This is a genomic window from Colwellia sp. BRX8-4 (genome assembly GCF_014077345.1).
Lineage (GTDB): Bacteria > Pseudomonadota > Gammaproteobacteria > Enterobacterales > Alteromonadaceae > Colwellia_A.
Genome location: NZ_JACGVS010000009.1, coordinates 54,949 through 78,386 on the forward strand (window position 1 = coordinate 54,949; position 23,438 = coordinate 78,386).

At 38.0% G+C, this 23,438-nt stretch carries 16 protein-coding genes; 8 read left to right on the top strand and 8 right to left on the bottom strand.

Annotated features, from left to right (window positions below; genetic code table 11):
* Positions 1-73 precede the first annotated feature (73 nt).
* From H4J56_RS09425 to H4J56_RS09435, 3 genes are all read left to right on the top strand, one after another.
* Positions 74-1,792 carry a LysM peptidoglycan-binding domain-containing protein gene (locus tag H4J56_RS09425; protein WP_182230405.1) on the top strand — a complete coding sequence of 573 codons (1,719 nt, stop codon included), beginning with the start codon at positions 74-76 and terminating at the stop codon, positions 1,790-1,792.
* 212 nt (positions 1,793-2,004) lie between these two features.
* Positions 2,005-3,669 (top strand): asparagine synthase B, encoded by a 1,665-nt coding sequence (gene asnB / locus H4J56_RS09430; protein WP_182241826.1) that lies wholly within the window; start codon positions 2,005-2,007, stop codon positions 3,667-3,669.
* 167 nt (positions 3,670-3,836) lie between these two features.
* A complete protein-coding gene (locus tag H4J56_RS09435; RefSeq protein ID WP_182214324.1) occupies positions 3,837-4,637 on the top strand; it encodes a hypothetical protein in 801 nt (266 codons plus the stop codon).
* Between the two features lie 68 nt (positions 4,638-4,705).
* Here the strand turns inward: H4J56_RS09435 and H4J56_RS19905 are convergent, their stop codons facing one another.
* The 4 genes from H4J56_RS19905 to H4J56_RS09455 all read right to left on the bottom strand — a co-directional run bounded on the left by H4J56_RS19905 (position 4,706) and on the right by H4J56_RS09455 (position 13,788).
* Positions 4,706-8,488, bottom strand: a complete 3,783-nt coding sequence (locus tag H4J56_RS19905) for an AAA family ATPase (RefSeq protein ID WP_182259232.1) — start codon at positions 8,486-8,488, stop codon at positions 4,706-4,708.
* Positions 8,485-9,795 (bottom strand): exonuclease subunit SbcD, encoded by a 1,311-nt coding sequence (gene sbcD / locus H4J56_RS09445; protein ID WP_182259233.1) that lies wholly within the window; start codon positions 9,793-9,795, stop codon positions 8,485-8,487. The genes H4J56_RS19905 and sbcD overlap by 4 nt, the downstream gene beginning before the upstream one ends.
* A gap of 34 nt (positions 9,796-9,829) precedes the next feature.
* The gene (locus tag H4J56_RS09450; RefSeq protein ID WP_182214319.1) at positions 9,830-10,351 is read right to left on the bottom strand and encodes a shikimate kinase; all 522 of its coding nucleotides are present in this window, start codon (positions 10,349-10,351) and stop codon (positions 9,830-9,832) included.
* 275 nt (positions 10,352-10,626) lie between these two features.
* Positions 10,627-13,788: a TonB-dependent receptor domain-containing protein gene (locus H4J56_RS09455; protein WP_182214317.1), complete on the bottom strand. Its 3,162-nt coding sequence runs from the start codon at positions 13,786-13,788 to the stop codon at positions 10,627-10,629.
* A gap of 465 nt (positions 13,789-14,253) precedes the next feature.
* On the opposite strand from H4J56_RS09455, the gene H4J56_RS09460 reads away from it, so the two are divergent.
* Positions 14,254-15,744, top strand: coding sequence for a M28 family peptidase (locus tag H4J56_RS09460; protein WP_182214315.1), 1,491 nt, complete (start codon positions 14,254-14,256; stop codon positions 15,742-15,744).
* A gap of 312 nt (positions 15,745-16,056) precedes the next feature.
* Entirely contained in the window at positions 16,057-16,242 is a 186-nt protein-coding gene (locus H4J56_RS09465; protein ID WP_182214313.1) for a hypothetical protein, read from the top strand.
* A 68-nt stretch (positions 16,243-16,310) separates the two neighbouring features.
* Here the strand turns inward: H4J56_RS09465 and H4J56_RS09470 are convergent, their stop codons facing one another.
* From H4J56_RS09470 to H4J56_RS09485, 4 genes are read right to left on the bottom strand one after another with little or no spacing between them, the layout of a single operon-like run.
* Positions 16,311-16,784: a glycine zipper 2TM domain-containing protein gene (locus H4J56_RS09470; RefSeq protein WP_182214311.1), complete on the bottom strand. Its 474-nt coding sequence runs from the start codon at positions 16,782-16,784 to the stop codon at positions 16,311-16,313.
* Between the two features lie 30 nt (positions 16,785-16,814).
* Positions 16,815-17,417, bottom strand: coding sequence for a penicillin-binding protein activator LpoB (gene lpoB, locus H4J56_RS09475; protein ID WP_070376678.1), 603 nt, complete (start codon positions 17,415-17,417; stop codon positions 16,815-16,817).
* Positions 17,418-17,456: 39 nt separating this feature from the next.
* Positions 17,457-17,894 carry a YcfL family protein gene (locus tag H4J56_RS09480; RefSeq protein WP_182259234.1) on the bottom strand — a complete coding sequence of 146 codons (438 nt, stop codon included), beginning with the start codon at positions 17,892-17,894 and terminating at the stop codon, positions 17,457-17,459.
* Positions 17,895-17,904: 10 nt separating this feature from the next.
* Entirely contained in the window at positions 17,905-19,296 is a 1,392-nt protein-coding gene (locus H4J56_RS09485; protein WP_220465932.1) for a COG3014 family protein, read from the bottom strand.
* 319 nt (positions 19,297-19,615) lie between these two features.
* Between H4J56_RS09485 and H4J56_RS09490 the strand changes: the two genes are divergently transcribed.
* The 3 genes from H4J56_RS09490 (at position 19,616) to H4J56_RS09500 (ending at position 23,353) form a co-directional block, all read left to right on the top strand.
* A complete protein-coding gene (locus H4J56_RS09490) occupies positions 19,616-21,835 on the top strand; it encodes a marine proteobacterial sortase target protein (RefSeq protein WP_182259235.1) in 2,220 nt (739 codons plus the stop codon).
* The gene (locus H4J56_RS09495) at positions 21,832-22,389 is read left to right on the top strand and encodes a class GN sortase (RefSeq protein ID WP_182259236.1); all 558 of its coding nucleotides are present in this window, start codon (positions 21,832-21,834) and stop codon (positions 22,387-22,389) included. Before H4J56_RS09490 ends, H4J56_RS09495 begins: the two co-directional genes overlap by 4 nt.
* A 163-nt stretch (positions 22,390-22,552) precedes the next feature.
* Entirely contained in the window at positions 22,553-23,353 is an 801-nt protein-coding gene (locus H4J56_RS09500) for an ABC transporter substrate-binding protein (protein WP_182259237.1), read from the top strand.
* Positions 23,354-23,438 lie beyond the last annotated feature (85 nt).

Sequence of the window (23,438 nt, forward strand, 5' to 3'; positions counted from 1 at the left end):
ATGTATTAGCCACGCTTGAATAAACAGGCTAAATAAGTGAAACTAACCTTAAGTAAAATAATATAGTGCCTACATGAAATTTATCTTAAAAACATCAAACAAATCACCTGCTAAAAAATATACTTTTGCAAAAGCTCTACCGCTATCATTTTCTGTTGCTTTCTCGGTCATGCTAATGGGTTGTCAAGCGACGTCAGTGCAAAATAGTGATGGCGCTCAAGCAACAGATATTGACCAACGGATGATCGCTAGCACTGCTGAAATTAATCAGGCGATATTAGCCGATGAAAACATTGACATTATTCATCCGGTTGCGGATGTAGAATTTACCTTAACTGACCCAGAAATTGTTGATGATATTTATGTATCCGATGATATCTGGCAACGTATTCGCACTAAATTTACCTTTGAAATTCCAGAAGATAAACGCCTTACGCAGCAACGCAATTGGTTTGTAAAACATCCTGAATATCTGGACCGCGTAGCAAAACGTGCTGAGCCCTTTATTTTTTATATTGTGCAAGAACTTGAAAAAAATGATATGCCGCTAGAAATAGCGCTTTTACCTATAGTTGAAAGTGCTTTTGATCCCTTTGCATACTCTCATGGTCGTGCTTCAGGTATGTGGCAATTTGTTCCAGGAACCGGCAAGCGATTCAATATGAAGCAGAACTGGTGGTATGACGGACGCCGTGATGTCATTGCATCAACACAAGGTGCGATTCAATATTTAAAATATTTAAACAAATTTTTTGATGGTGATTGGTTATTAGCGCTCGCTGCGTATAATTCTGGTGAGGGTCGCGTAAAACGGGCAATGAAAAAAAATGCTCGTAAGAATTTACCAACAGATTTTTGGTCTTTAGATTTACCCAGAGAAACTAGAGCTTACGTACCAAAATTACTTGCGTTGGCCGATGTAATAAAACGACCTGAAGATTTCAATATTAAACTTTACGAAATTGAAAACAAGAGTCAGATCACCAATATTGATATAGGATCGCAGTTAGATTTAGCAAAAGCGGCTAAGTTAGCTGATTTATCTTTAGCTGAATTACAGCGCTTAAACCCTGGATTTAATCGTTGGGCAACTGACCCTGATGGCCCTCACAGTTTATTGATACCTAACCATAAAGTCGCTAATTTTGTGAAGAAGCTTGCTGAACTTCCCCAAGAAGATCGTTTAGCATGGCAGCGTTATAAAATTAAAGAAGGTGATAACTTAGGTGAAATTGCCCATAAATTTAATACTGATATCAAGTTAATTAAACAGGTTAATAATATTAGAGGCACACAAATTCGTGCGGGCAAACATTTATTAATTCCTGTAGCGACGCAGTCGCTCGACAGTTATGTCTTTTCTCAAAAGCAACGGACGGCGACAACTAAAAACCGTCAACGAAGTGGAGAGAAAACAACACACCTTGTCGTAGCAGGCGATACTTTATGGGATATAGGACAAACCTATAAGGTCAGTAGCCGAAGTATTGCAAAATGGAACGGTATGGCGCCACGCGATGTTTTAAAACTTGGCCAGAAACTGGTTATTTGGCAGAAAAGCGCTGTGGTTGAAGACAATTTAGCCAGCACAACGTCTTACCAGCCGCCAGAGCAGGCAATCATGCGAAATATCACCTACAAGGTAAGACGTGGTGACTCTTTCGCACGTATTGCCAATAAATTTAGGGTCTCAATTAGTGATATTGAACGCTGGAACAGTTTAAATCGCAAAAAATATTTACAACCTGGTCAAATGATAAAATTGTCGGTTGATGTGACTAACAATATTTAATCAATAACATTTGATGGTTAATAAAACGCTATTGATTGCAGTCTTTAGCGTTTTTTTTACATTAAAAACGGCTCTTTATAACCATATATAAGTTATTCAGCAAAATAGCACTTGATAATATTTTTATAGCTGTCACAGTGGCCCTATCGTATAAACGATTAATTTTATACGTACCTCACAATTTGTTAATAATTTAAAGGAGTAGCGCTTCAATGTGTTCGATCTTTGGTATATTAGATATAAAAACAGGTGCAGACGCACTTCGTCCGAAAGCCCTAGAATATTCTCGTTTATTACGTCACCGTGGTCCTGATTGGTCCGGTATTTACAGCAGCGAACATGCTATTTTAGTGCATGAACGTTTATCAATTGTTGATACTGAGCATGGTGCTCAACCATTATATAACGAAGACAAAACAAACATTCTCGCTGTAAATGGTGAAATTTATAACCATAAAGCCCTAGCAGCAAACTTAACGGTAGATTACCAATTTCAAACTGGCTCAGATTGTGAAATTATTCTGCCACTATATAAAGAATTTGGCGTCGAATTTATTGATAAACTTCAAGGCATGTTTGCTTTTTGTTTATACAACGAAACTGATAACTCTTACCTTATAGCACGCGATCATATCGGCATTATCCCACTTTACACTGGCTATGATGAAGACGGTAACTTTTATGTTGCCTCTGAAATGAAAGCATTGATGCCTATTTGTAAAACAGTGAGTGAGTTTCCTCCTGGCCATATTCTTGACAGTCGTGTTGGCAAGTTACAAAAGTATTATAAACGTAACTGGCAACAATATTCTGCGATTAAAGATAATACCACCAGTAAAACAAAAATTCGTGAAGCGCTAGAAGAGTCGGTTAAAAGTCATTTAATGACTGATGTACCTTATGGTGTTTTATTATCGGGTGGTTTAGATTCATCGCTAATATCGGCTATAACGCAAAAATTTGCCGCTCGCCGTATTGAAGATAATGACTTAGCTGAAGCTTGGTGGCCAAAGGTTCACTCCTTTGCTTGTGGTCTTGAAGGCTCACCAGATTTAATTGCCGCGAAAACAGTAGCAGACAGCATAGGCACTATTCATCACAGCGTGGTGTTTACTGAGCAAGAAGGTATAGATGCCTTACAAGAAGTTATCTATCACTTAGAGACTTATGACGTCACCACTATTCGAGCTTCTACCCCTATGTACTTAATGGCGCGTAAAATTAAAGCCATGGGTATAAAAATGGTACTTTCAGGTGAAGGCGCTGATGAAATTTTTGGTGGTTACTTATATTTCCATAAGGCGCCTAACGCACAAGAGTTTCATGAAGAACTTAACCGTAAGTTAGACAGATTACATAAGTTTGATTGCTTACGTGCCAATAAATCTATGTCAGCTTGGGGTATTGAAGCCCGAGTGCCATTTTTAGATAAAAACTTTATGGATGTTGCCATGCGCATCAACCCAGAAGATAAAATGTGTGGCAATGGAAAAATGGAAAAAGCGATTTTACGTGAGTCGTTTGAAGGTTATTTGCCTAAAGAGATCTTGTGGCGTCAAAAAGAGCAGTTTTCTGATGGCGTTGGTTATTCTTGGATTGACGGCTTAAAAGCGCATGTTGAGTCTCAAGTGACCGATCAGCAACTTGCAACGGCTAACTTTAAATTTCCAGTGAATACACCAGACAGTAAAGAAGCCTACTTTTATCGTACTGTTTTTGAAGATAAGTTTCCACTTTCCTCAGCAGCCGACTGTGTTATTGGTGGTAAATCTGTTGCCTGTAGTACTGAAGAAGCATTAGCATGGGATGAAAGTTTTCAAAATAATGCTGACCCTTCAGGTCGAGCGGTAATGAGTGTTCATAACGATAGTTACTAGCATTTATCCTTAAAATATTATAAAACCGATAAGTCTGACTTATTGGTTTTTTTTTCAATTTTTTATCTCATTAAAATAATGATATTAATTTGAATACATAGAATTATAATTGTGTAGAATAACCAATAAGATAAAAATGATATAAATAGTACTAACAGGAAAATATTTTGACCAAGCAAATCGACCATAACATGCCGAGTATCACGCCTGATAAAGATCAGGTCGAGGCATTCAAAAATACTCGAACTTATTCTCCCGCTTCAGCTAATTCGGTTGATAATACATCACCTCAGCCTAAAATAGTAAAGCCACAAAAAACACCTAGTTCACCACCAATAAAAATAGCTAAAGCGGCTATTATTTTTATCTATTTATTTATTGCGGGTGCTGGCTATTGGCTTTATCAAGAAAATATTAAAACAAATGCCATTATAGCTTCAGCAGAGCAACGTATTGCCGACTTAGAGCACCAACTTTCCGCTACAGGCGAAGAAATGGGTGAATCTGCAGTAGAGATGAAAGTACGCATAGAAACACTCGGCAAGACCAGTGATAAACTGTGGGAAGAAATGGACAAGCTCTGGGCTTCTGCTTGGCGAAGAAACCAATCTGAAATTAAGACTTTACAAAAAGACAATAAATTATTGACTGATTTATCGGTAACTCAAGGTAAAACACTTGTGGCAACAAACGCCACAGTAAACGAGGTCAATAATAAGCAAGTAGCTACTGAGTTCTCAATAGACGCGCTAAAAGAAAAGTTGACTGAAAATATTAAAAATTTATCGCTGGAGTTATCCGCTATAGAGTCAAACTCTCAACGTCGTGATAAACAGCAAATAGCCCTGGCGAGTCGTGTCACTCAACTCAGTGAGCAGAATAAAAAATTATTATTAAAAGTTGAAAGTTTAGAAGCACTAAGCAACATACCTGCGAGAACAGCACCTCCTTTCGTTGAAGGTTCTTAGCACCGTAAAAATAAGCAAGAGTAGGTTAATTACTATTTAATAACCTACTCTTACCTACCCCTTGTCGACTAAAATCTAAACTGACTCTCTAGCTCGCTTACACCTAATCCACTGCATTTTTTAACTTTTATTTGCACAGGAATACGTTCTTTAAGCGTATCTACATGACTTATGACACCAATCATTTTGCCACTAGCATTTAAACTGTCTAACGCATCAAGTGCCACTTCGAGTGTATCGTTATCAAGTGTGCCAAAACCTTCATCAAGAAAAAGAGAGTCGATACTGGTTTTGGCGCTGACTAAATCAGACAAAGCTAACGCCAACGCCAAACTCACTAAAAAACTCTCACCGCCAGAAAGTGTTTTGGTGTCCCGTACGCTGTCTGCTTGCCATGTATCAAGGACTTCAAGGGTTAATGCCTCCGATTGTTGGCACTTAAGTTGATAACGAGCATGTAAGCGCTCGAGCTGTTGATTCGCTAAATAAACGAGATGAGCGAGCGTTAATCCTTGAGCAAACTTTCTAAATTTCGCGCCATCTGCCGAACCAATTAAGCCGTTTAAATGGGCTAAATCATCAACATCTTTTTGTAAAGCCGTTATTTTTTCCAGTAAACCTTGTTGTTGTTGGCGTTGAATGTCGTCTTGTTTTAATGTTTGCCCTAATTGTCCTAGTTGTATCTGCGCTTGTTTCAATTGCTCTTTACATGCTGCCAATTTTTCCGTGATCGCCAAGGTGCTAAAATCAGTCACACCTGCTTGTTGAATCGCAGCTTGCTCAATAGTCAATTGTTGAAGTTGTTGCTGATGTTGTTCAAGTAGTGTTTGTGAACGCTGTTTTTCAAGGGTAATACTGTCTGATACTTGCTGAAACACATCTTGTTTATCAGGAGGTAATAACGCATTGATAAAATCAAATTCTTGCGAAAAATCACTTTTAGATAAGGCGTTTTGCCACGCTGAAGTCAATAATTCAACTTCTTCATTCAGCTGTGTTAATTGCTGTTCTGCGCTTTTTAAAAGACCTTGTTGGTGTTGGTGCGTTTGCATGCATTGCTGAAAAGTTTGTTGTAATTTATCAAGCTCATCAGCTACCGCATTTCGCTTAGTGGTGATATCCGCTCTGACTTGGCTAATGGTTTTTTCTTCAAAAAGAGTAAAGCGTTGCTGTTGAGCTTGTTTAAGTTCACTGATAACTTGCCCGTGAGTTTGACTAACTTGCGCGTGGTCGTCATTGAGGCCATTGTGGTGTATTTGTGCAACAGCCAACTGTTGCTTTAACCCTGTAATGACCTGCAAGAACTGTTCTTGTTGTTGCAACGTCTGTTGATAGTGTTTTACTTGTTCGCTTATTTCAGTAAACCAAGTAGAAAAAATTTCATTACTGGTTAGCGTTTCAGTGTTTTCGTTAAACAACGCTGCAAATGATACACTACTTTGCTCGGTATTTACCTGCTTGGCGATGGCGGTAATATCGGCTTTAAAAGCAGTAAGCCCTTCGGCCTTAATTTTTTGCTTTTGTGTGAGAAGAACCGTTAATTGTTGCAAACTTATTTGGACATTTTCTTGATTATTTATCAGCAGTAAAGCTTGGTTTTCAAGCGTTGATTTATCTTTTTCAGCAGCGACTAATTGCTGCTGGCACTGCTGTAAATGTTGTTCAGCCTTTTGAAGCCTAACGTTTGTGTTAACAAAATTTTCTAGCTTATTTTCTCGCTCGCCAATAAAAGACTCAATAAAGGCCAAATCTGCTATTGGACAATCTAGATCGAGTGGCTGTGCTTTTGAGTGCCATTGACTGAATAAAACTTGTTGCTCTGTTAATTTTTCTTTTTGTTGTTTATCGGCAACGCCAAGTTCCGCCTTAAGCTGAGCTTGTATTTCTGCTTGAGCCTTGCCTTGCTGCTCTAATTGTTTTAATTGTTGCGTTAACTGCTCAAACCTTTGCTGGTACTCAGACGATTCCCCCTCGGCTAATGATGAATATTCGTCAATAGCCGGATGCTCATTTGAACCACATAATGGACACGCTTGCTCGGGCTGAAGATTTTTACGATGTTCATTTAACGATAAAATAGTTTTTTGTTGATCGACAATAAGCATGACATCATCACGCCTTATCTGCACTTGTCGATATTGGTTTCTTAATTCAAGTACTTGTTCAGAAACGCGTTGATATTGCTGTTTTTTTTCTGCGTTATCGGCACTAGCATTAGCGACTTCGTTTGTTAAAAAGTTAAAGCGACGAGCGCTTTCAAGGGCAGTTATTTGCTCAGCAATTTGCCCCTGTCGTTGTTGTATCTTGTTTTGTAATGCTGATCGGTCATTCATCGACACTTGCGCTAAGACGTCGGCTATTTCTTGTTGATATTGTTCAAATCGCTCAATAAGACCATCTTGCACACTTTGCTGTTTATTGATCAGATTTTGCTGGGTTTCTTGTTGAACATTTAATTGTTGACGTTGTAAATGTAAGCTTTTTTGGTCACTCAGGATTTGCTGTACTTCATCTTCAGTGAGCGATAAATATTGATACTGACTTTGCCATAATGGCAGCTTCTCGGGCAAAAGTTTCAATATCTGATTATTGCTAATAAAGCCTTCATTCTTAATAAGCTGTACTTGATGTTGTTCTTGCTCGTTAGCTAACTTGTCACAATTATTTTTTGATAATTGTTGAGCACTAGCTAACTCAACTAATTTATTGGCTGATTCTTCTTTTTGTTTAACCCAATGAAAGATTTTGTTATCCAGGGGGATCACTTCTTCAATGATCAGATTTTCAATGCGTTGATCGGCTAAATATTGAATGCCCTGCTCTTTCGTTAAGGCTTCATAGGCTTGCTGAGCGATAGTTGTTTGCTGTTCGATATTTTTACAACTAATTAAAAGTTCATTGTTACTGACCACTAATGATTTTTGTAATTGTATTTTTTGCTGATATTGCTCGAAAACAGGTCGCAATTTCTCAGCCGGCTTAGCTAAAGCCAATAAGCGTAAGTCATCTTCGGCGTCGCGCTCTTTTTGTGCTACACACTCAAGTTGGTTGTTAACCACATTAATACTGTTATGGTTTTCAAGCGACTTTTGTTGCCAAAGATGTGCTTTTTGCCACAAATCATGTTCAGTGGCCACTCGTTGTTCATCATCACCAAGCGTTGCAAGTTGTTGAGTCAACGAGGTTAATTCTTCTGCCGATAATATAACGGTACCTTGACTCTGTGCTTGTAATATTTTTAAGTCGTTACTGGCATTTTTATGGTTCAGATAGACTTGCTGTGAAACCTGCCCATAAATTTCAGTACCGGTTAACTCTTCTAAAAGTTCAGCTCGTTCGTTGCTGGGGGCATTTAAAAAAGCGGCAAACTGTCCCTGTGAAAGCATCATAGATTTGGTAAAACGAGAAAAATCTAAACCGGTTAAACTGGCTATTTCATTGCGCACTTGCGAGACTTTTGTTGCTATTATTTGATCATTATCTGCTGTCGACATTGAAATTTCGGCAAGTTCCGCAATCGGTTTCTGTAAATTCCCTTCAACACTATTTTTAGCGCGTCGTTGACTCCAAAAAGCTCGATAAGCTTTACCTTTTACTTCAAATTCAACTTCAGCTAAACAACTCGCCGTATGGCGGGTCATTAATTGGTTTTGCTTATCTGAAATATTTAAACGGGGTGTTTGATGGTAGAGCGCCAAGCAAATAGCATCTAATATGGTGGTTTTTCCAGCGCCTGTTGGTCCTGTAATGGCGAACAAACCACTATTGTCAAAAGGTGCTTGGCTAAAATCAATTTTCCACGCACCTTTAAGTGAGTTGATATTTTCAAATCGTAAACTTAATATTCTCACTTAATTTCACCTGCAACTTGAGATTTTTCACTGTGTTTTTCGCCTGTGATATTTTGCTGTTGCACTTGCTCTAGTGTTTGCGCAAACATTTTTTCAAGTCGATCTTTTTGGCTTATCTCTGTGTCTGTTTGCCAATTTTCTTGCTGTAATCGCGTTGAGAACACCTCGGCTAAAGATAATTCATTTAAGGTAATTTTCTTTTGGCTTTCTGGCATCGACTGCCTAGATGTTTTACTGCGTCGCACCAACAAGACCTCTACCGGTAGTTCTTTAACAAGCGCTTCAATGCGAGGGGTTAAATCTTGTAAATATTCAGCACTGTTAATCTCAATATCAAGCCAAATTTTTTGTTCTTTCTCTAATGAGGTCTTAGAACTATTGAGCTCGCTAACCAGCTTATTGATATCTTCACTGAGCTGTTCTAATTTACTTTTTACCATCAATAAAGGTTGAAAACAGGGAATATCTTGTTCAATAACCTGACTCAGTTTTGCTTGTTCAAATTCTGCGATTAAGACTTTTTTAGTTTGACTTGCTTCATCAAAGCTTAAGGCTATTGGCGATCCGCAATAACGAATATGCTCAGATTTAGCAACCCGTTGACTGCGATGGATATGGCCAAGCGCTATGTAATCGGCTTGCGGAAAAGCATTGGCAGGGAAAGCTTCCAAGGTGCCAATATAAATATCGCGCACCGACTCACTACTGGTCACACCAACGGTGGTTAGATGCCCAGTGGCAATAACCGGTAATTTTTTTTCATCATTTACTGAAGAAATAACTTCTGCTTGGGTAAATAGTGTTTGATAGTGTTCACTAATCGCTTGCTGCAATGACTGTTGTTTATCTTTAACAGATTGCCCCGCACTGCTGCTAATAATATCGCGCGGGCGGATAAAAGGAATAGCACACAATATCGCCCCTGGTTGACCTTGTTTATTGTTAAGCGTAATGACTTGCTGATTTATCTTATCGCTAACACTGGTGATCACCTGACATGATAGATGTGACAATAACTGCTTCGACTCACCAAGCATGGCAACAGAGTCATGGTTACCGGCCAGAATGATTAATTGGCAGTTTTTTTCATGCATATTAACAATAAAATCAAAATACATTTCTCGGGCATAGCTAGGTGGCGTGCCGGTATCAAAAATATCACCCGCAACAATCACTGCATCAATGTCATGTTCACTAACTTGTGTGAGTAACCAATTTAAAAAATTTTGATGCTCTGCAGCACGACTTTTACCGTAAAAATTTTGGCCTAGATGCCAGTCAGAAGTATGGAGAATACGAAATTTCATAAAGTTATCTTAAGGTTTTAAACCTAGGTGTGAGTTATTTTTCATGGGTTTTTATGGTTTTTTTCTTACCGACAAAGCGAGTATAAAGTTGCTGGTGAGCTAGCTTTGAAAAAGTATCGGTGCGTGTATCATAAGCCTTTATCCAATCGATTAGCATGGCTAAATTATCATCCTGAGCTTGCTTTGATGGATATTTATGCGCTTCCCACGGACGATTTTCAGCATGGGTAATGCATGTATTAATCGTTATATCTAAGTAGATAATTTCGTTAGCAAACGCTTTCTTGTTAACGTTGTCATGGTCTACTGCATTATTATTAATCAGTAGCTCTAGTAAGTCACTGTAGCATCCTTCTATTACCCAATTTTCATGTTGTTGAGTAAATGTGTCAATTGCAATGGCTGAATCTGACAGGCATTTTCTTTGCGGTGGAGATGTTGCCAGCCAGGCGAGCGTATCAAGATCTAAATGTGCTAAGCCTTGTTTTGCCGCTATTTTTTTAGCTAAAGTCGACTTACCTGCTGCAGCATTGCCAAAAATAAGGATTTTTTGCAAGTAGCTCACCTTTTGTCATATTATTATCAAAGGTAGTGTACCTGAACCGATGATAAAAAATTAGCGTTTTAATGCAAAAAAAACAAGTTGATAGCGTTTATCCTTACTAACAACTAGCCATGATTTAAATGCGAATAAAGCTTAAGATTATAGGCTTAGGCAATAACAAAGGTTATCTGCTTAACTTGATTCGTAGCAAACAAGTGCCTGAATAAAAAGAGCGGTACTCTCGTATCGCCCTTTATCGACTTGCTTAAATATGACTACTTAAATGACTAAAAGCGATACGAAGCATTTAAGAAAAAGCTACGTCCATATAAATCATATCCCGATGAAGTCACCATGTTGCCACGGTTCGAGCCAGCAGTTAAATCCACTAACTCTGGCGCTTTATCAAAGACATTTTTCATACCTGCTGTCACTAAAAAGTCATCACCGGTATAAGTGACTGATGTATTAACATAAACCGCACTATCGGCAGAACAAACAGGTACCGTTTGCGGCTTACCAACTAAGTCTTCATTTTTAATAAAGACATCACATTTAGCCGTATCTCTGACATCATCAGCTGATTGAGTACCCGACATATAATTTGCCATGATCATCCAGTTCCATTCATCCATTGAAAAATTCAAGGTTGACACTAAACGATGCTCTGGCGTACCAAAATCTTCTAACAAGTCCTCAGATGATTCGCCTTTGAATATAGTGACTTCTCGTTCAGTTTGTAAGGTATATTGGTTGTCCCATGTCATTCTTACATTATCAAAGTTAGTCACGAACCGTGTATTAACATCAACACCTTTCGAGGTCTCTTCACCAATATTAATAAACGAGGTATCAATTAAATTTGGAAAATTAATCACGGGTGCATTACCACTGTTTCTTGAAATACGAGGGCAAAATGAGCTTTCCATATTAGGAGAATCAAAACAACGCTTTAAAATAGTCGCCGCACTAATTGTTCGAATAGTATCTTCAACCACTAAGCTGAAGTAAGTAACCCCAAAGTTAAACTCGTAATCCCCTTCAAACACCGGTGTCCACTTAAATGTTGCCGTAATATTTTCTGATGTTTCAGGTTTTAGGTCTTTAGCATTACCGCTTGAAGAGGTTGGGATACTGGGTACGCCACTCAAACCAATTTGAGTAAAGTCAGCACCTTGAGCACTACAGTTATCTAAAATTGTTTGTGAGCGATTTTCTTTAGAGGGATCATATTGGCTATTTGTCGTTAAAGATTCAGAGACCATACAAGGATCAGCACTACCACTTACACCTCCAAATTGGTTAGCAAGAAATTGCTCTCGTAAATTTGGTGCTCGAAAAGAGGTACCATACGAGGTGCTAAATAGTAAAGTTTCAGAAGGCTTGTAGGTAACACGTGCACGATTGGTTAATTCACTGCCAAAGTTAGACTCATCGGTATAACGAAGTGCCGCTTCAACTTCAAATAAATTTGCCCAGTTTTGATCGACCGCAATCGGTAATGATATCTCCGCAAAAACATCACTCACATCACGAGAGCCAACGGTTGCTCCTTCTGTTAAAGGATTCTCTGCCGCGACTAACCCTGTTGAACCTAGCATATCACCCGCAGAATCTATGCGATCTTTTCTGTACTCAAGTCCCATGGCAACGGTTGCAGCCGCACCTTTTTCAAAGTCAAAGACGTCACCGGTAACAAAACCTGAGAGCATTGATTGCTGAACAGTTGTTGTATTAATACGCGTACCGATTAAAAAGTCTTTTTCTGCTTGTGTAGCGAATGTACCGCCACCGTAGCTGCCGCCATTAAAGATAGATTCTGCAAAAAAGTCGACAGGAACACATTCATTGGCAGTAATAAAACCAATACCAGCTGGGGCATTAATTCCACAAATAGGGTTACCGGCATTGTCTAGACGCAATGTCCCTAAACTTAATGCTAGGTTAGTTTCATTCATTACGGGTTGAGTTTGATCACCAACACCGCGGTCGTATGAAACAAACACCTCATAACTCCAGCCCTTATTAGATAGCCAGTCACTGGTAAAGTCACCACGTAAACCAGTAACAAAGCGGAAGTGATTTAATTCAACCTCTCGTTTTTGTGGTAAGTCTTCTAAAGTCATGATGTGAGAAACATCATAATCTGGAAATGGGTTTAGTGGGTTATCAACTAAATTTAATGAGCCATCGGGGTTAGTGACTAAATTACCATTAGCATCTTCATGGGGGATATTAGCAGCTATTGTTGGATAAATTTGTTCAGTAGAAGCTAAGCTGGTTAGGTTACGATGGAAATAATAACCTTCGTAAAATATTTCTTCATCACCACCAAAAAAATCAGGTGAGTAGCTACCATTTACCGCCAGAGTAAAACGAGTTACTGGTTGAATTAAATCGGCTTCCATACGGTCAACAGCATCAGAATGTGCCGGTGAGTATATACGGCGGTTAAATTGATCTGAACTGGTAATATCAATGTTAGGATCATTTGGAATGGGTAAACCAAAAGCCGAACTAAAACCCGGAATACCAACATCAGATGAGCCAGGGGTGGTAAAAAAACCAATACCTGATGGATGCGGATAGGTCATCACTGGCGCGTTTGGATCATCAGCATTGTAACCGGTAATATCTAAGATAGAATTATCCCAAAAGCGGCTTGAGCACACCGAGGTTCTTTTGCCGTTGTCGTCTTCAAATATTTTACGAATACAATCGGTACGGTCTTTTACGGCGATGCGATCGCGCTCATAATAAGATGCAGAGAGGGTGAATTTTGATTTTTTACCTTCAAAACCAGTAATAAATGAGAAATCTTTTGTAGCGCCCCCACCGTGTTGCGTATCAGAAATATTTGCTGAAACTTCAAAACCATCAAAACTTTCTTTGAGAATAATATTAATAACACCCGCAACAGCATCGGCGCCGTAGATAGATGAAGCTCCTTCGGTGATCACTTCAATACGCTGCACCATATTAACCGGGATCAAACTTAAATCAGGTTGTGATGGAGCACCTCGCACACCTGATGAGCCCAATCGTCGACCATTAATAAGAATAAGAGTTCGCTCTGGGCCTAAACCACGTAAACCAACATTAGATGAACCGACACCACCACTTGGCGGTGCCTCTGATGCATTAGAGCCACCAGAGTTAGAGTTATATGAACCATCAAATTGTTGACCATTTGCCATTGATGTATTTTGTAATAAATCAGCGACTGTTCTAACGCCAGCTTTCATTGCATCTTCAGCCGTGATGACATGGATAGGTGAAGCATTTGAAAATTCTGCTTTTTTTAAGCGTGAACCCGTAACGGAAATTCGTTCAACTTCTTTTTCTGCGCCAACTTCTTCAGCAAAAACAGGCATTGATAACATTGAAGTAGATACACCAGCAAGCAGTGCGTATTTGATAGCTTTCGCTATTGGGGATGCTTTTGTCATAATATTATCCTTTAGTTAATTATATTTATTTTTATAATTATTCAGCTAATTCCTTAACACTGATCACTCAAGTACAACTTCGTAATATCCTTAACTAAACGTAACTTAAGTTAAACTGAACAAACTAACATTAGCCTAAACGTATAGAATTCATACCAAAAATAGTAAACAAATTTAAAAGGTTTACTTTTTCTGTAAACTTTTAGCAACACATTGATAAATAAAGTCACTCTAAAAATGAGTTGTAATTTAATTGATAGCTTCACCACTGATTTATATTAAAAATTCACGGGTAAAGTTTTAATAAATCATTAAAGAAATTCTTATATCTAACTGATCTCTATCTAGTTACTTTAAGATGTTAACTTTTTATTTTTTCTCTTAATAATATTTTATTGAAAACAAACTTGACTGATTATTCCCCAAGCGTTATGTATAGTTAAAACAATAAAAGAAAATAATATAATGAAAATTATTCCTTTGCTGCTTATGCCAGCTTTTTTAATCAATTGTGCTTACGCGACCTCTATTTTTAATAGCGACATTGAGAACTTAATTGCCACATTAAAGGCGCCCACCCCAGTTATTTCAGACTTGAAGCAACTAACGGATGAAATAGGCGCTCGCTTAACAGGTACTCAGGCAAATAAAAAATCGGTTAACTGGGCGCTGAAAAAATTTCATGAAGCGGGTGTTACCGCTAAAAAAGAAAGTTTTACTATGCCAAGAGCTTGGTCTGAGAAAACGATTAGCGCTAAAGTCTTTAATAGCCAAATAAATTTTTCACCTCGTATTGTTGCTATGCCTTTTACTAAAAAAACCCATTATCGAGGCCTGAGCGCTAAAATCGTCAATCTGAATAAAGGTAGCGTGGCAGATTTTGAAAAAATGAATATTGACCATTACTTAGCAGATAAGTGGTTACTTATTGAAACCGATATTTTGGATGATGAACGCGGCATCTCAGGCCTTTTTCAAGAGTATAACAATGCGGTCATCATCGAAGAACAAGCGTTAGCGGTCAAAGCCACAGGTATTATTTATATGTCTTCTCGGCCAAAAAACCTCTTGTACCGCCACTTACCTAGCTCAGGGGTTGATAATAAATTAGCCATTGTTGTTATGGAAAGGGAAAGTGCCCTTCGCACTCAACGCCTACTGAACTCAGGTGAATCACTAAAATTAACAGCGAAAATAAATATATTAGGTGAAAAGCCTTATCAAGCTAATAATGTTGTTGCTGAAATAAAAGGTGACACCTATCCCGATGAGATTGTCTTAATTGGTGCTCATATTGATTCTTTTGATTTGGGTACTGGCGCTCTTGATAATGGTGCTAATGTTAGTCTAGTGATAGATCTTGCTCGTCAAATCACTAAGCTTGCTATAACACCTAAGCGTACTATTCGCTTTGTACTATTTAACGGCGAAGAACAAGGTATGTACGGTTCTTGGGGGTACACTCAAACACATAGAGACGAGTTAGATAATCATGTCTTAGCCGCAACCATAGACATTGGCACCGGTGCTATTACTGGTTTTTTTATTAATGGTCGTGAAGAAATTAGAGCAACCATCGACAGTGTTTTGCATCCCGACGCAGAATTGGGTTCATTTAGCCAAATAATCGATCCAGTTGTTGGCACTGACAATTATGACTTTATGATGCAAGGTATCGCAAACCTTGTGGCTAACCAAGCAGACGCTAACTATGCATCTAATTATCATGCTCAATCAGACACCTTTGAAAAAGTAGACCAACAACAATTAAAATTGAACGCCGCTATTATGGGGGCAACTATTTTAGGTATTGCTAACCTTGACCAGATCCCTTGGCAACGTCAAACCTCAGAGCAAGTGGTAAAAATGGTTGAAAAATATAACCTTGAACAAGCGATGAAAACCTTTGGTTTACAACAAAGCTGGCAAGAAAACAAACGTGGTATTCAACACTAAAAGCTCGTCAACTTGTTTTAAATACTTTTCGCCGCTCGATAGCAATATCTAGCGGTTTTTTGTTGATAGAGGAAAAAAACTCATTCTACGACAGTAGAAAGCGGCTATATCGATGATATTGTCTCTTATTAAGGAAGGGGATAAATACCCATCTATTTAGTTATTAACTTGATAAGCGGCCAAGTACTTTACTACAAGCTAAAACTTCTTTATCTACTCTAGCGTGCTTTAAGCGCCTTTTTCTAAAATAAAGGTCGTTTTTTTATTAATATTATCTATACTCCATCAAAATGTTATTAATGGAGTAATAATATGAAAAGAATGCCAACTGCTCTGGTAAAAACTTGGTTATTTCTGCTTAAAAGTAAAGACCCCAAACTCGCAAGACAAAAATTCATTGCTTATCAAAAAATAAAAAAATCATTCGGCAGTGCTGACCTAGCACAGTTATATCTTGAACAAGATAGAGATAATGACATCGAAGTCGTTATTATTTAAACAAAAAAAATGAGCAGGTGCTAACACCAACTCACTTTTTATCAAGCCTGATATATTTATTTGAATATTTACATTTGTTTATCAAGCCGTACAGAGCCATTTTCCAAATAAATGAGGCGGATAGCGTCATTACGTTGAAAAATCATTCTTGAGTCTAAGTATTGTATGACCATAAACTCCTTACCCTGGTCAGTTTTTATCATTAATTCAACTAAATGAAGCGTCTTACGGTGGTATTGTGGGTTTTTATTATTGGCCATAGAACCGCCTAATAAAGCACCAAGGACAGTAGCTACATCTCGGCCACTACCACTACCAAATTGATTGCCAACCGCACCACCAATAAGCGCACCACCAAAAACTTTCCAGCCTTTGTCTTTATCTTCGATAAGTTCTACTTCAGTAATATTTCTAACCGATTGTACTTTTCCAAAGAGAACTTTTTCGACAGGTACGGCTTTATTTCTGTCATATTGCGCATTCACTATTGGACTTAATAAAATCGTTAATAGGCACAAACAAGAAAATAGCTTTGTTTTCATGATCTCCCCCTAAATATTTAATATCAGCTCTTACCAACCCACTGATGCTTTAACTTTAGTTTTGCGAATTTCAGTTTCGTCAGCCCATTCAACTAAGCCACTTTCTAAATCCATTAAACGTAGTGTAAATTTATAATAGACATCAGACTTGTCTTTGTTAGATTTTACAATACTTGATAAGTTCCCATAAAGCATATACTCAGCGCCAACTTGCTTACCAAATTGCACAGCTTTATTGGTGTCAACCATACCACTGTCTTGTTGAAATTTTATTTGTTCACGAGCCGCTTCTACTCGCGCCATATCAACAAAGCGAAACTTGCCTGAACGTAGTAACTTTGTGGAAATTGAATCAGTAATTGATTCAGTATCAATATGTTCGCTGGTTTTATTTTTTAGGCGCTCAACGAACATGATCGGACGTTTATTTTGCGTTAACGTACCTACAACTGGCGACAATAATAGCGAGTCAGTCATTTCTCCAGCAACTTTTTGTAAGTCAGTAGAGCCAAAGTTAATATCGGTCGTCTCAACCGCTGTCGCATCACCGTAGCGAACAACTGACTTTTGTGCACAACCCGCCACAAGGGTAATAGCTAAACCAACAGTAGTAGCAATCATTAATTTTTTCATAAGTACTTCCTTAATATATAACGTAATAAATTTTAATATTTAATATCTATAAGCTTTTTCTGGGATTTCTCTCACATAAACAGTGAACGAAGCAACCTGTTCATTCGGTGCGAGTCCACTTAAGCTTGTTGACTGAAAACCATGTAATTCAAGTGGCTTCCAGGGTGTTTTTCGTGATTCAATCACAAATCCTTGCGCATCAAACCAGTTAAAGTGGTATTGCAATTTCAATGACTTTTTATAGGTACTGTTAAGCTGTAGGTTTATTTCTAGTAAATCATTGGTTTTTCTTGATTTTACATCAATAATTTTTAGCTGTTGTGCTAATTTAGTGTTATGGACCTCTAAATGCTTCGAAAACTCATCACCTTGTGTCATCGCACTGGTGCCGATCCCCGAGGTTATTGGCGCAGCGCAACCCAGAAAAAATATTGAGCTGAACACGGTAATAGCTGAAATTCTTATAAAATAATGCATATTTTTATCCTTACAAATTTATAGTTTGATAACCGGTAAAGTTACCCAGAGCGGTAAAATTAATGAGCGTTGTTCTATTTTCTGCTACGTCAATGTCAACGACCTGCTTTTTACCAGCATATGAAATCATCAATTTTTTCTGACCTACCACAACATTATCCAACCTCATTATTTGCACATTATCGGGCAAACTTGACCAACTGCGAGTATCGGCTTTTTCTGAAGCAATATTATAAAGGCTGGCTAAAATATTACCGACATCGCCACCCGACTTGCTCAAATTCTGACGTATCTGCTCTTTGGCGACTAAACGTATCGCTTGTCTTGTTACCAAACCCGGCAATTTTTCTTTTAAGTCTTTACTTGCTAAAGACTGAAGCCTGACAATTTCTTGCGAAAGGTAACTTTTTTCATCAATACTGATACTCAAAGGTATTAATGCCGGTAAGCGCCCTCGATAAACAGGTAAAGCAAAAGTGAAAAATTTAAAATCTGAGCGAGTATTAAAGATAGGTAAATTTAAACTTGCCTCTTCTTTTGCACTAACAATTCCTTGTTCAAAAATAACAACTATTTGACCTGTGTTTATTTTATTTTGCCCTTGATAGCGACCAAACCTTTGTTCAAAGCGGGCAAGCTCTTCATTCATATTTAGCTTATTGGCTAATCGCAAGACATCTTGTTGCACAAACGTATTATTGGGATATATTTCTAGCGCTCGCTTATAGTCAATATAGGCATCATCAAACTTTTTAGCTGTTTCATACAATAAACCCGAAAGATAAAAAGTATAAGCATTTTGAAAACTGTTTTTTAGATCGCCAATCAGGTTATCCATTGATGGGAAGTTCTCATATAATTTATTACTGTTGATGCCTTTTTCGGCCATTTCTTCTTCAGCTTTGTAGAGTTCAACTTGATTAGTTTTTAATGCACGTTCTTGCACTAAATTAGCTCTGCGCACTTCAACCAAAGCGCCCTCTAAACTGCCTTGATATAAATAATTTAACGCTTGATAAGAATGCAACATACCTTGCTCGTATGAAGGTATTTCATAGCCAATGGCATTGTCATTAGTCACCACCGCACTAACTTTTTTCAAGCCACTGCTTATTTGTATTTTCGCTGCTTGCTCTTCAGCCTGAACTTGTTGGTAGGCTAATTCAAAACTTTTTTGACTCGCCAGCCAATCATGAGAAAGAAACTGTAAACGGGCTTTTTCTAGTTGGCTCAAGCCATAATTATTATGCTGGCGATTAACCGAGATAACTGATGTTGTCGCAACAACGAAATCACCTCTTAACTGAGCTGAACGAGATTCTTGCATCTGTTGACTGTAACCAAAAAACAAATCACTCATGCCTATAGATGTACAGCCAACAAGCGTCGCTACTGAAAACATAAGACAAAATTTTATTAATAACTGTTTACACATAAAATTTTCAAGTAACCCTTAATGATGAAGACATTATAACACTTTACTAGCTAAGCCTGCGCTTGATTCGCTAGATGTAAAATTAATACGAAACAGCCCAATAGGCAATACAATAATTGTGAGTAAATTGTAAGAATTTTGTAATGTTCTGAGAGTGTTAACCGTCAGCAAAGCTTAATTGCCCTATTATTGACATATTTGGTCAGTACTTTGCCCTAATACCGCCCCCGCTAACGCTCAATGCTTTGCTTTAATATCATCTACTACTTACACAAAAGAGCAAGTGATGTTTACTTCTAGAAAAAACCGACAATTTATAGATTACCAAGACTCATACTATTACCGACAACAGAATAAAAAACGTCGAAATAAATGGTTAAAGTTATCACTGCTAGTGTTTCTTATCCTATTGTCTTCTTTGGCTTTAGTGCGTTATGCGCAAAGTAGTGAAATGGCTTTGACTGAAAATACAGCCAATAATAATACGCTTATTTATGGTCCACAATTATTATTTGATCACCCAAATCCAGCAAAGCAAGCCAATTTACCCCTTGATATTCAGACCAATGTTGAGATTAATGGTTTAATTGCTTATGTAGAAATAAAACAAACCTTCGTTAATCCTCATGCGATTGCTTTAGAAGGAACCTATCAATTTCCCTTACCTGAAGATGCTGCAATAAAACGGTTAATGATAAAGGTTGGCGATAATGAGATAGTTGGCGAGATAATGGCAAAAAACACCGCTAAGGTTGTATATCAACAAGCGAAAAGCCAAGGAAGAAAAGCGAGCTTACTCGAGCAACAACAAGCTAATTTGTTTATCAATAAAATTGCTAATATTCCACCACAAGCAAGCGTTATTGTTACGCTAACTTTTATGATGCCAGTCTCTTTTTCACAGGGTAATTTTGATCTACGATTACCACTAGCAATGACTCAAAGGTACCAACCCAAATTATCCCAGCCATTATCTGAAAATCCACAAGTAGCAAAAGCTTCTGAGCTTACAGAGCAACGAATAGCGTACTCTGCAGATAAATTACCTGCACAGCTGCACGCATCAACCACAAAAGCGCCTAGCCACTTACCTTCAATTGCCAGCAGTCAATCATCTATTAATATTTCCTTAAATTCGGGTATTGCGATTACTGCAATTTCCAGTGCTAGTCATAAAATAGTGATGCGCGCGTTAAACTCCCATCAAAATGCTTACTTTATTACCTTAAATCAGGCCGAAATGGTCGCTAATAAAAGTTTCGTTCTAAGCTGGCGATTATTAGCCAGTGAGCAAGCTAAAATCAGCAGTTTTACTGAACAAGTAGCAGATGAATATTATACGCTGCTGACCTTTTTTCCGCCAAAGACAGACCTTGCACAAGTGATCGCACGAGATATTATTTTTATCATTGATACCTCAGGTTCTATGCAAGGTTCGGCTATGGAACAAGCAAAAGCGAGTCTCTCGTTAGCTATATTACAACTTAACGATAAAGACAGTTTTAATATTATCGCTTTCAATGACACTACCGAATTACTTTTTACCGGCACCAAAATGGCTGCAGGTCATCATATTAAAAAAGCGCAACAATTTATTAGTCACTTAATGGCCGATGGTGGCACTGAAATGTACCGTCCCTTGAGTAACGCTTTGATGATGAAAAAAAGTGCTGTGCAAGCAGCGCAGGCTATTCGCCAAATAGTTTTTATTACCGACGGCGCTGTCGCTAACGAATTTGAACTTATGCAACTGCTTGAAAATGCTCAAGGTGACTTTCGTTTATACACCGTTGGCATAGGCGCTGCGCCCAATGGTTACTTTATGAAGAAAGCCGCTCAATTTGGTAGGGGTCGTTATGTTTTCATTCAAAGCCAAAGTGATGTTCAACAAAAGATGAGCGACTTTATGACTAAAATAAGTCAACCCGCAATCACTAATATCGACTTAATCATCGACAGCCGAGTTCATCAACACCTCGAGGTTTATCCTAAAAGCATCCCTGATTTATATTTCGACGAGCCCTTGCAAATAGCGATAAAATCTCAGTTTCCTATCACGAGTTTGCAATTAACAGGTGATACCGTCACTGCGCCCTGGTACCAAGAATTAATTATTGATAGCGAGCAATCTTCAACCGGTATTTCATCCCTTTGGGCGCGTAGAAAAATAGAAAGCTTACTCGATAGCTTACTCGATAGCTTAGTCAGCGGAGCAGATAAAGCTAAGGTGAAGTTTCAGGTTATTACTACCTCACTCAAGCATCAAATCATATCGCCCTATACCAGTTTTATAGCCTTAGAGAAACAGCAAAAAAACGGATTATTACTCGCTAAGAATACCGTTTTTCAAGCCCATGAAAGTTTAATGGTCGCTATGCCTAAAACAGCATTAGGGTGGAAATTACAATTTCTGCTTGGCATGGCACTCTTGTTATTGGTAACTATGAGCGAGGCTATTATATTGCGGGGTTATCAGTGTATTAAATTAAGGGGTGGTCAACCTTGAAAAAATTAATTAAAACATCCTTATTGATCATCGGTAGCTTGCTGTGTTTACAAGCCAGTTGGTTGCCTACTAAAGCTTGGTTATCTCAGCAATTAATTAATTATAGCTGGCATCAGACACTGGCTTTACAGCAAAGAATAAAACCTTGGCCATGGGCTGATACCTACCCTATTGCCGAGCTTTCATTTAAACGCTTAGCAAAGTCTCTGGTGATACTTAATGGCGGCGACCCAACCACACTCGCTTTTTCAGCCGGGGCTATTGCTCCTTTCAACCAGGTCAGCCGTGCTCAACCTTTTGTGGTTGCTGGCCATAGAGATAGCCACTTTTCATTTTTAAACGAGGTAGATATGAAGGATATTATTTCATTAACTGACCGATATGGTCAAAGCCAGCTTTATCAAGTTGAAGCGATTAACATTGTTGACGCTTCAACAGGTCAAATGCCCCTGCTAGCTGATGATTCATCATTAATATTAATCACATGCTACCCTTTTAATAACTCGAGCAGTAATAGCAATGAAAGATATGTGATAACCGCAAAGTTACTTTAAGGGGATAAGTGGTTACGGGTCATTAAGCCAATAACCCTATTATTACGGTATTTAACCTTATAAAATCTATCAAGAAGTACCGACGGCTATTTAAAGTTTATCCCGTTAACATTAATTTCCTGAGGGGGTTGGTAAAATGATTATCTAAGCTATAGTTTAAAATATGATGGATGAAATTATAAAATTTATGAAAGGACTAAAGAAAAATTTAGCTTTTGGCTTAGTGTTGTTATTGGTATTTTACTGCGGCCAAGTATCTGCCACTAAGATCAGCATTCTTACTGAACATTTGGCTCCTTTTCAAATTGTCACTACCAATGCAATAGAAGGCTTGTCAACAGAAATAGTCGAAGCGACGTTAGCACAAGCTCAGTATGAATACGCCATCAGTGCTCACCCATGGGCGTTGTCTTATAGAAGAGCACAGCATGGAAAAAACACCTGTATATATTCACTTGCTCGTATCCCAGAGCGTGAGCCTTTGTTTAAGTGGGTTGGACATATTGCTTCAAGTACCATCTCTCTTTATTCCCTTAGTAATAGTCAGATAACTATCTCTGCTATAGAAGAAGCTAAAAAATATAACATTGCGGTGATACGTGATGATGTTACCCACCATTTTTTATTATCAAAAAAATTTATTGAAAACCAAAACCTTTATGTGGTTGACAATTATGATGCCTTATTAAAATTATTAGACCTATCTAGTCGCCATATTGATTTAGTTGTTCTCAATGATGATTTACTTAGAAATAGAGTAAAAAACTTGGGAGAAACAACAAAATATAAAAATGTATTTCAGTTCAAGGCGTTAACACTCAACTTTCATTTTGCTTGCAGTTTAAACACAGAGCAAGTCATTGTAGATAACCTTATTAATGCAATGATGCTACTTGAGCAACGTGGTGTATTGTTAACTATCAGGAAGAAGTGGCAAAAAAACATGGTGAGTTTAATTAATTAAATACACATTCCAGTAAAATTGGTGGTTAGCTGTGTGCTATTAACACTATTCTCGTATACGTTTAATCGCAAGTTGAACAGTTATC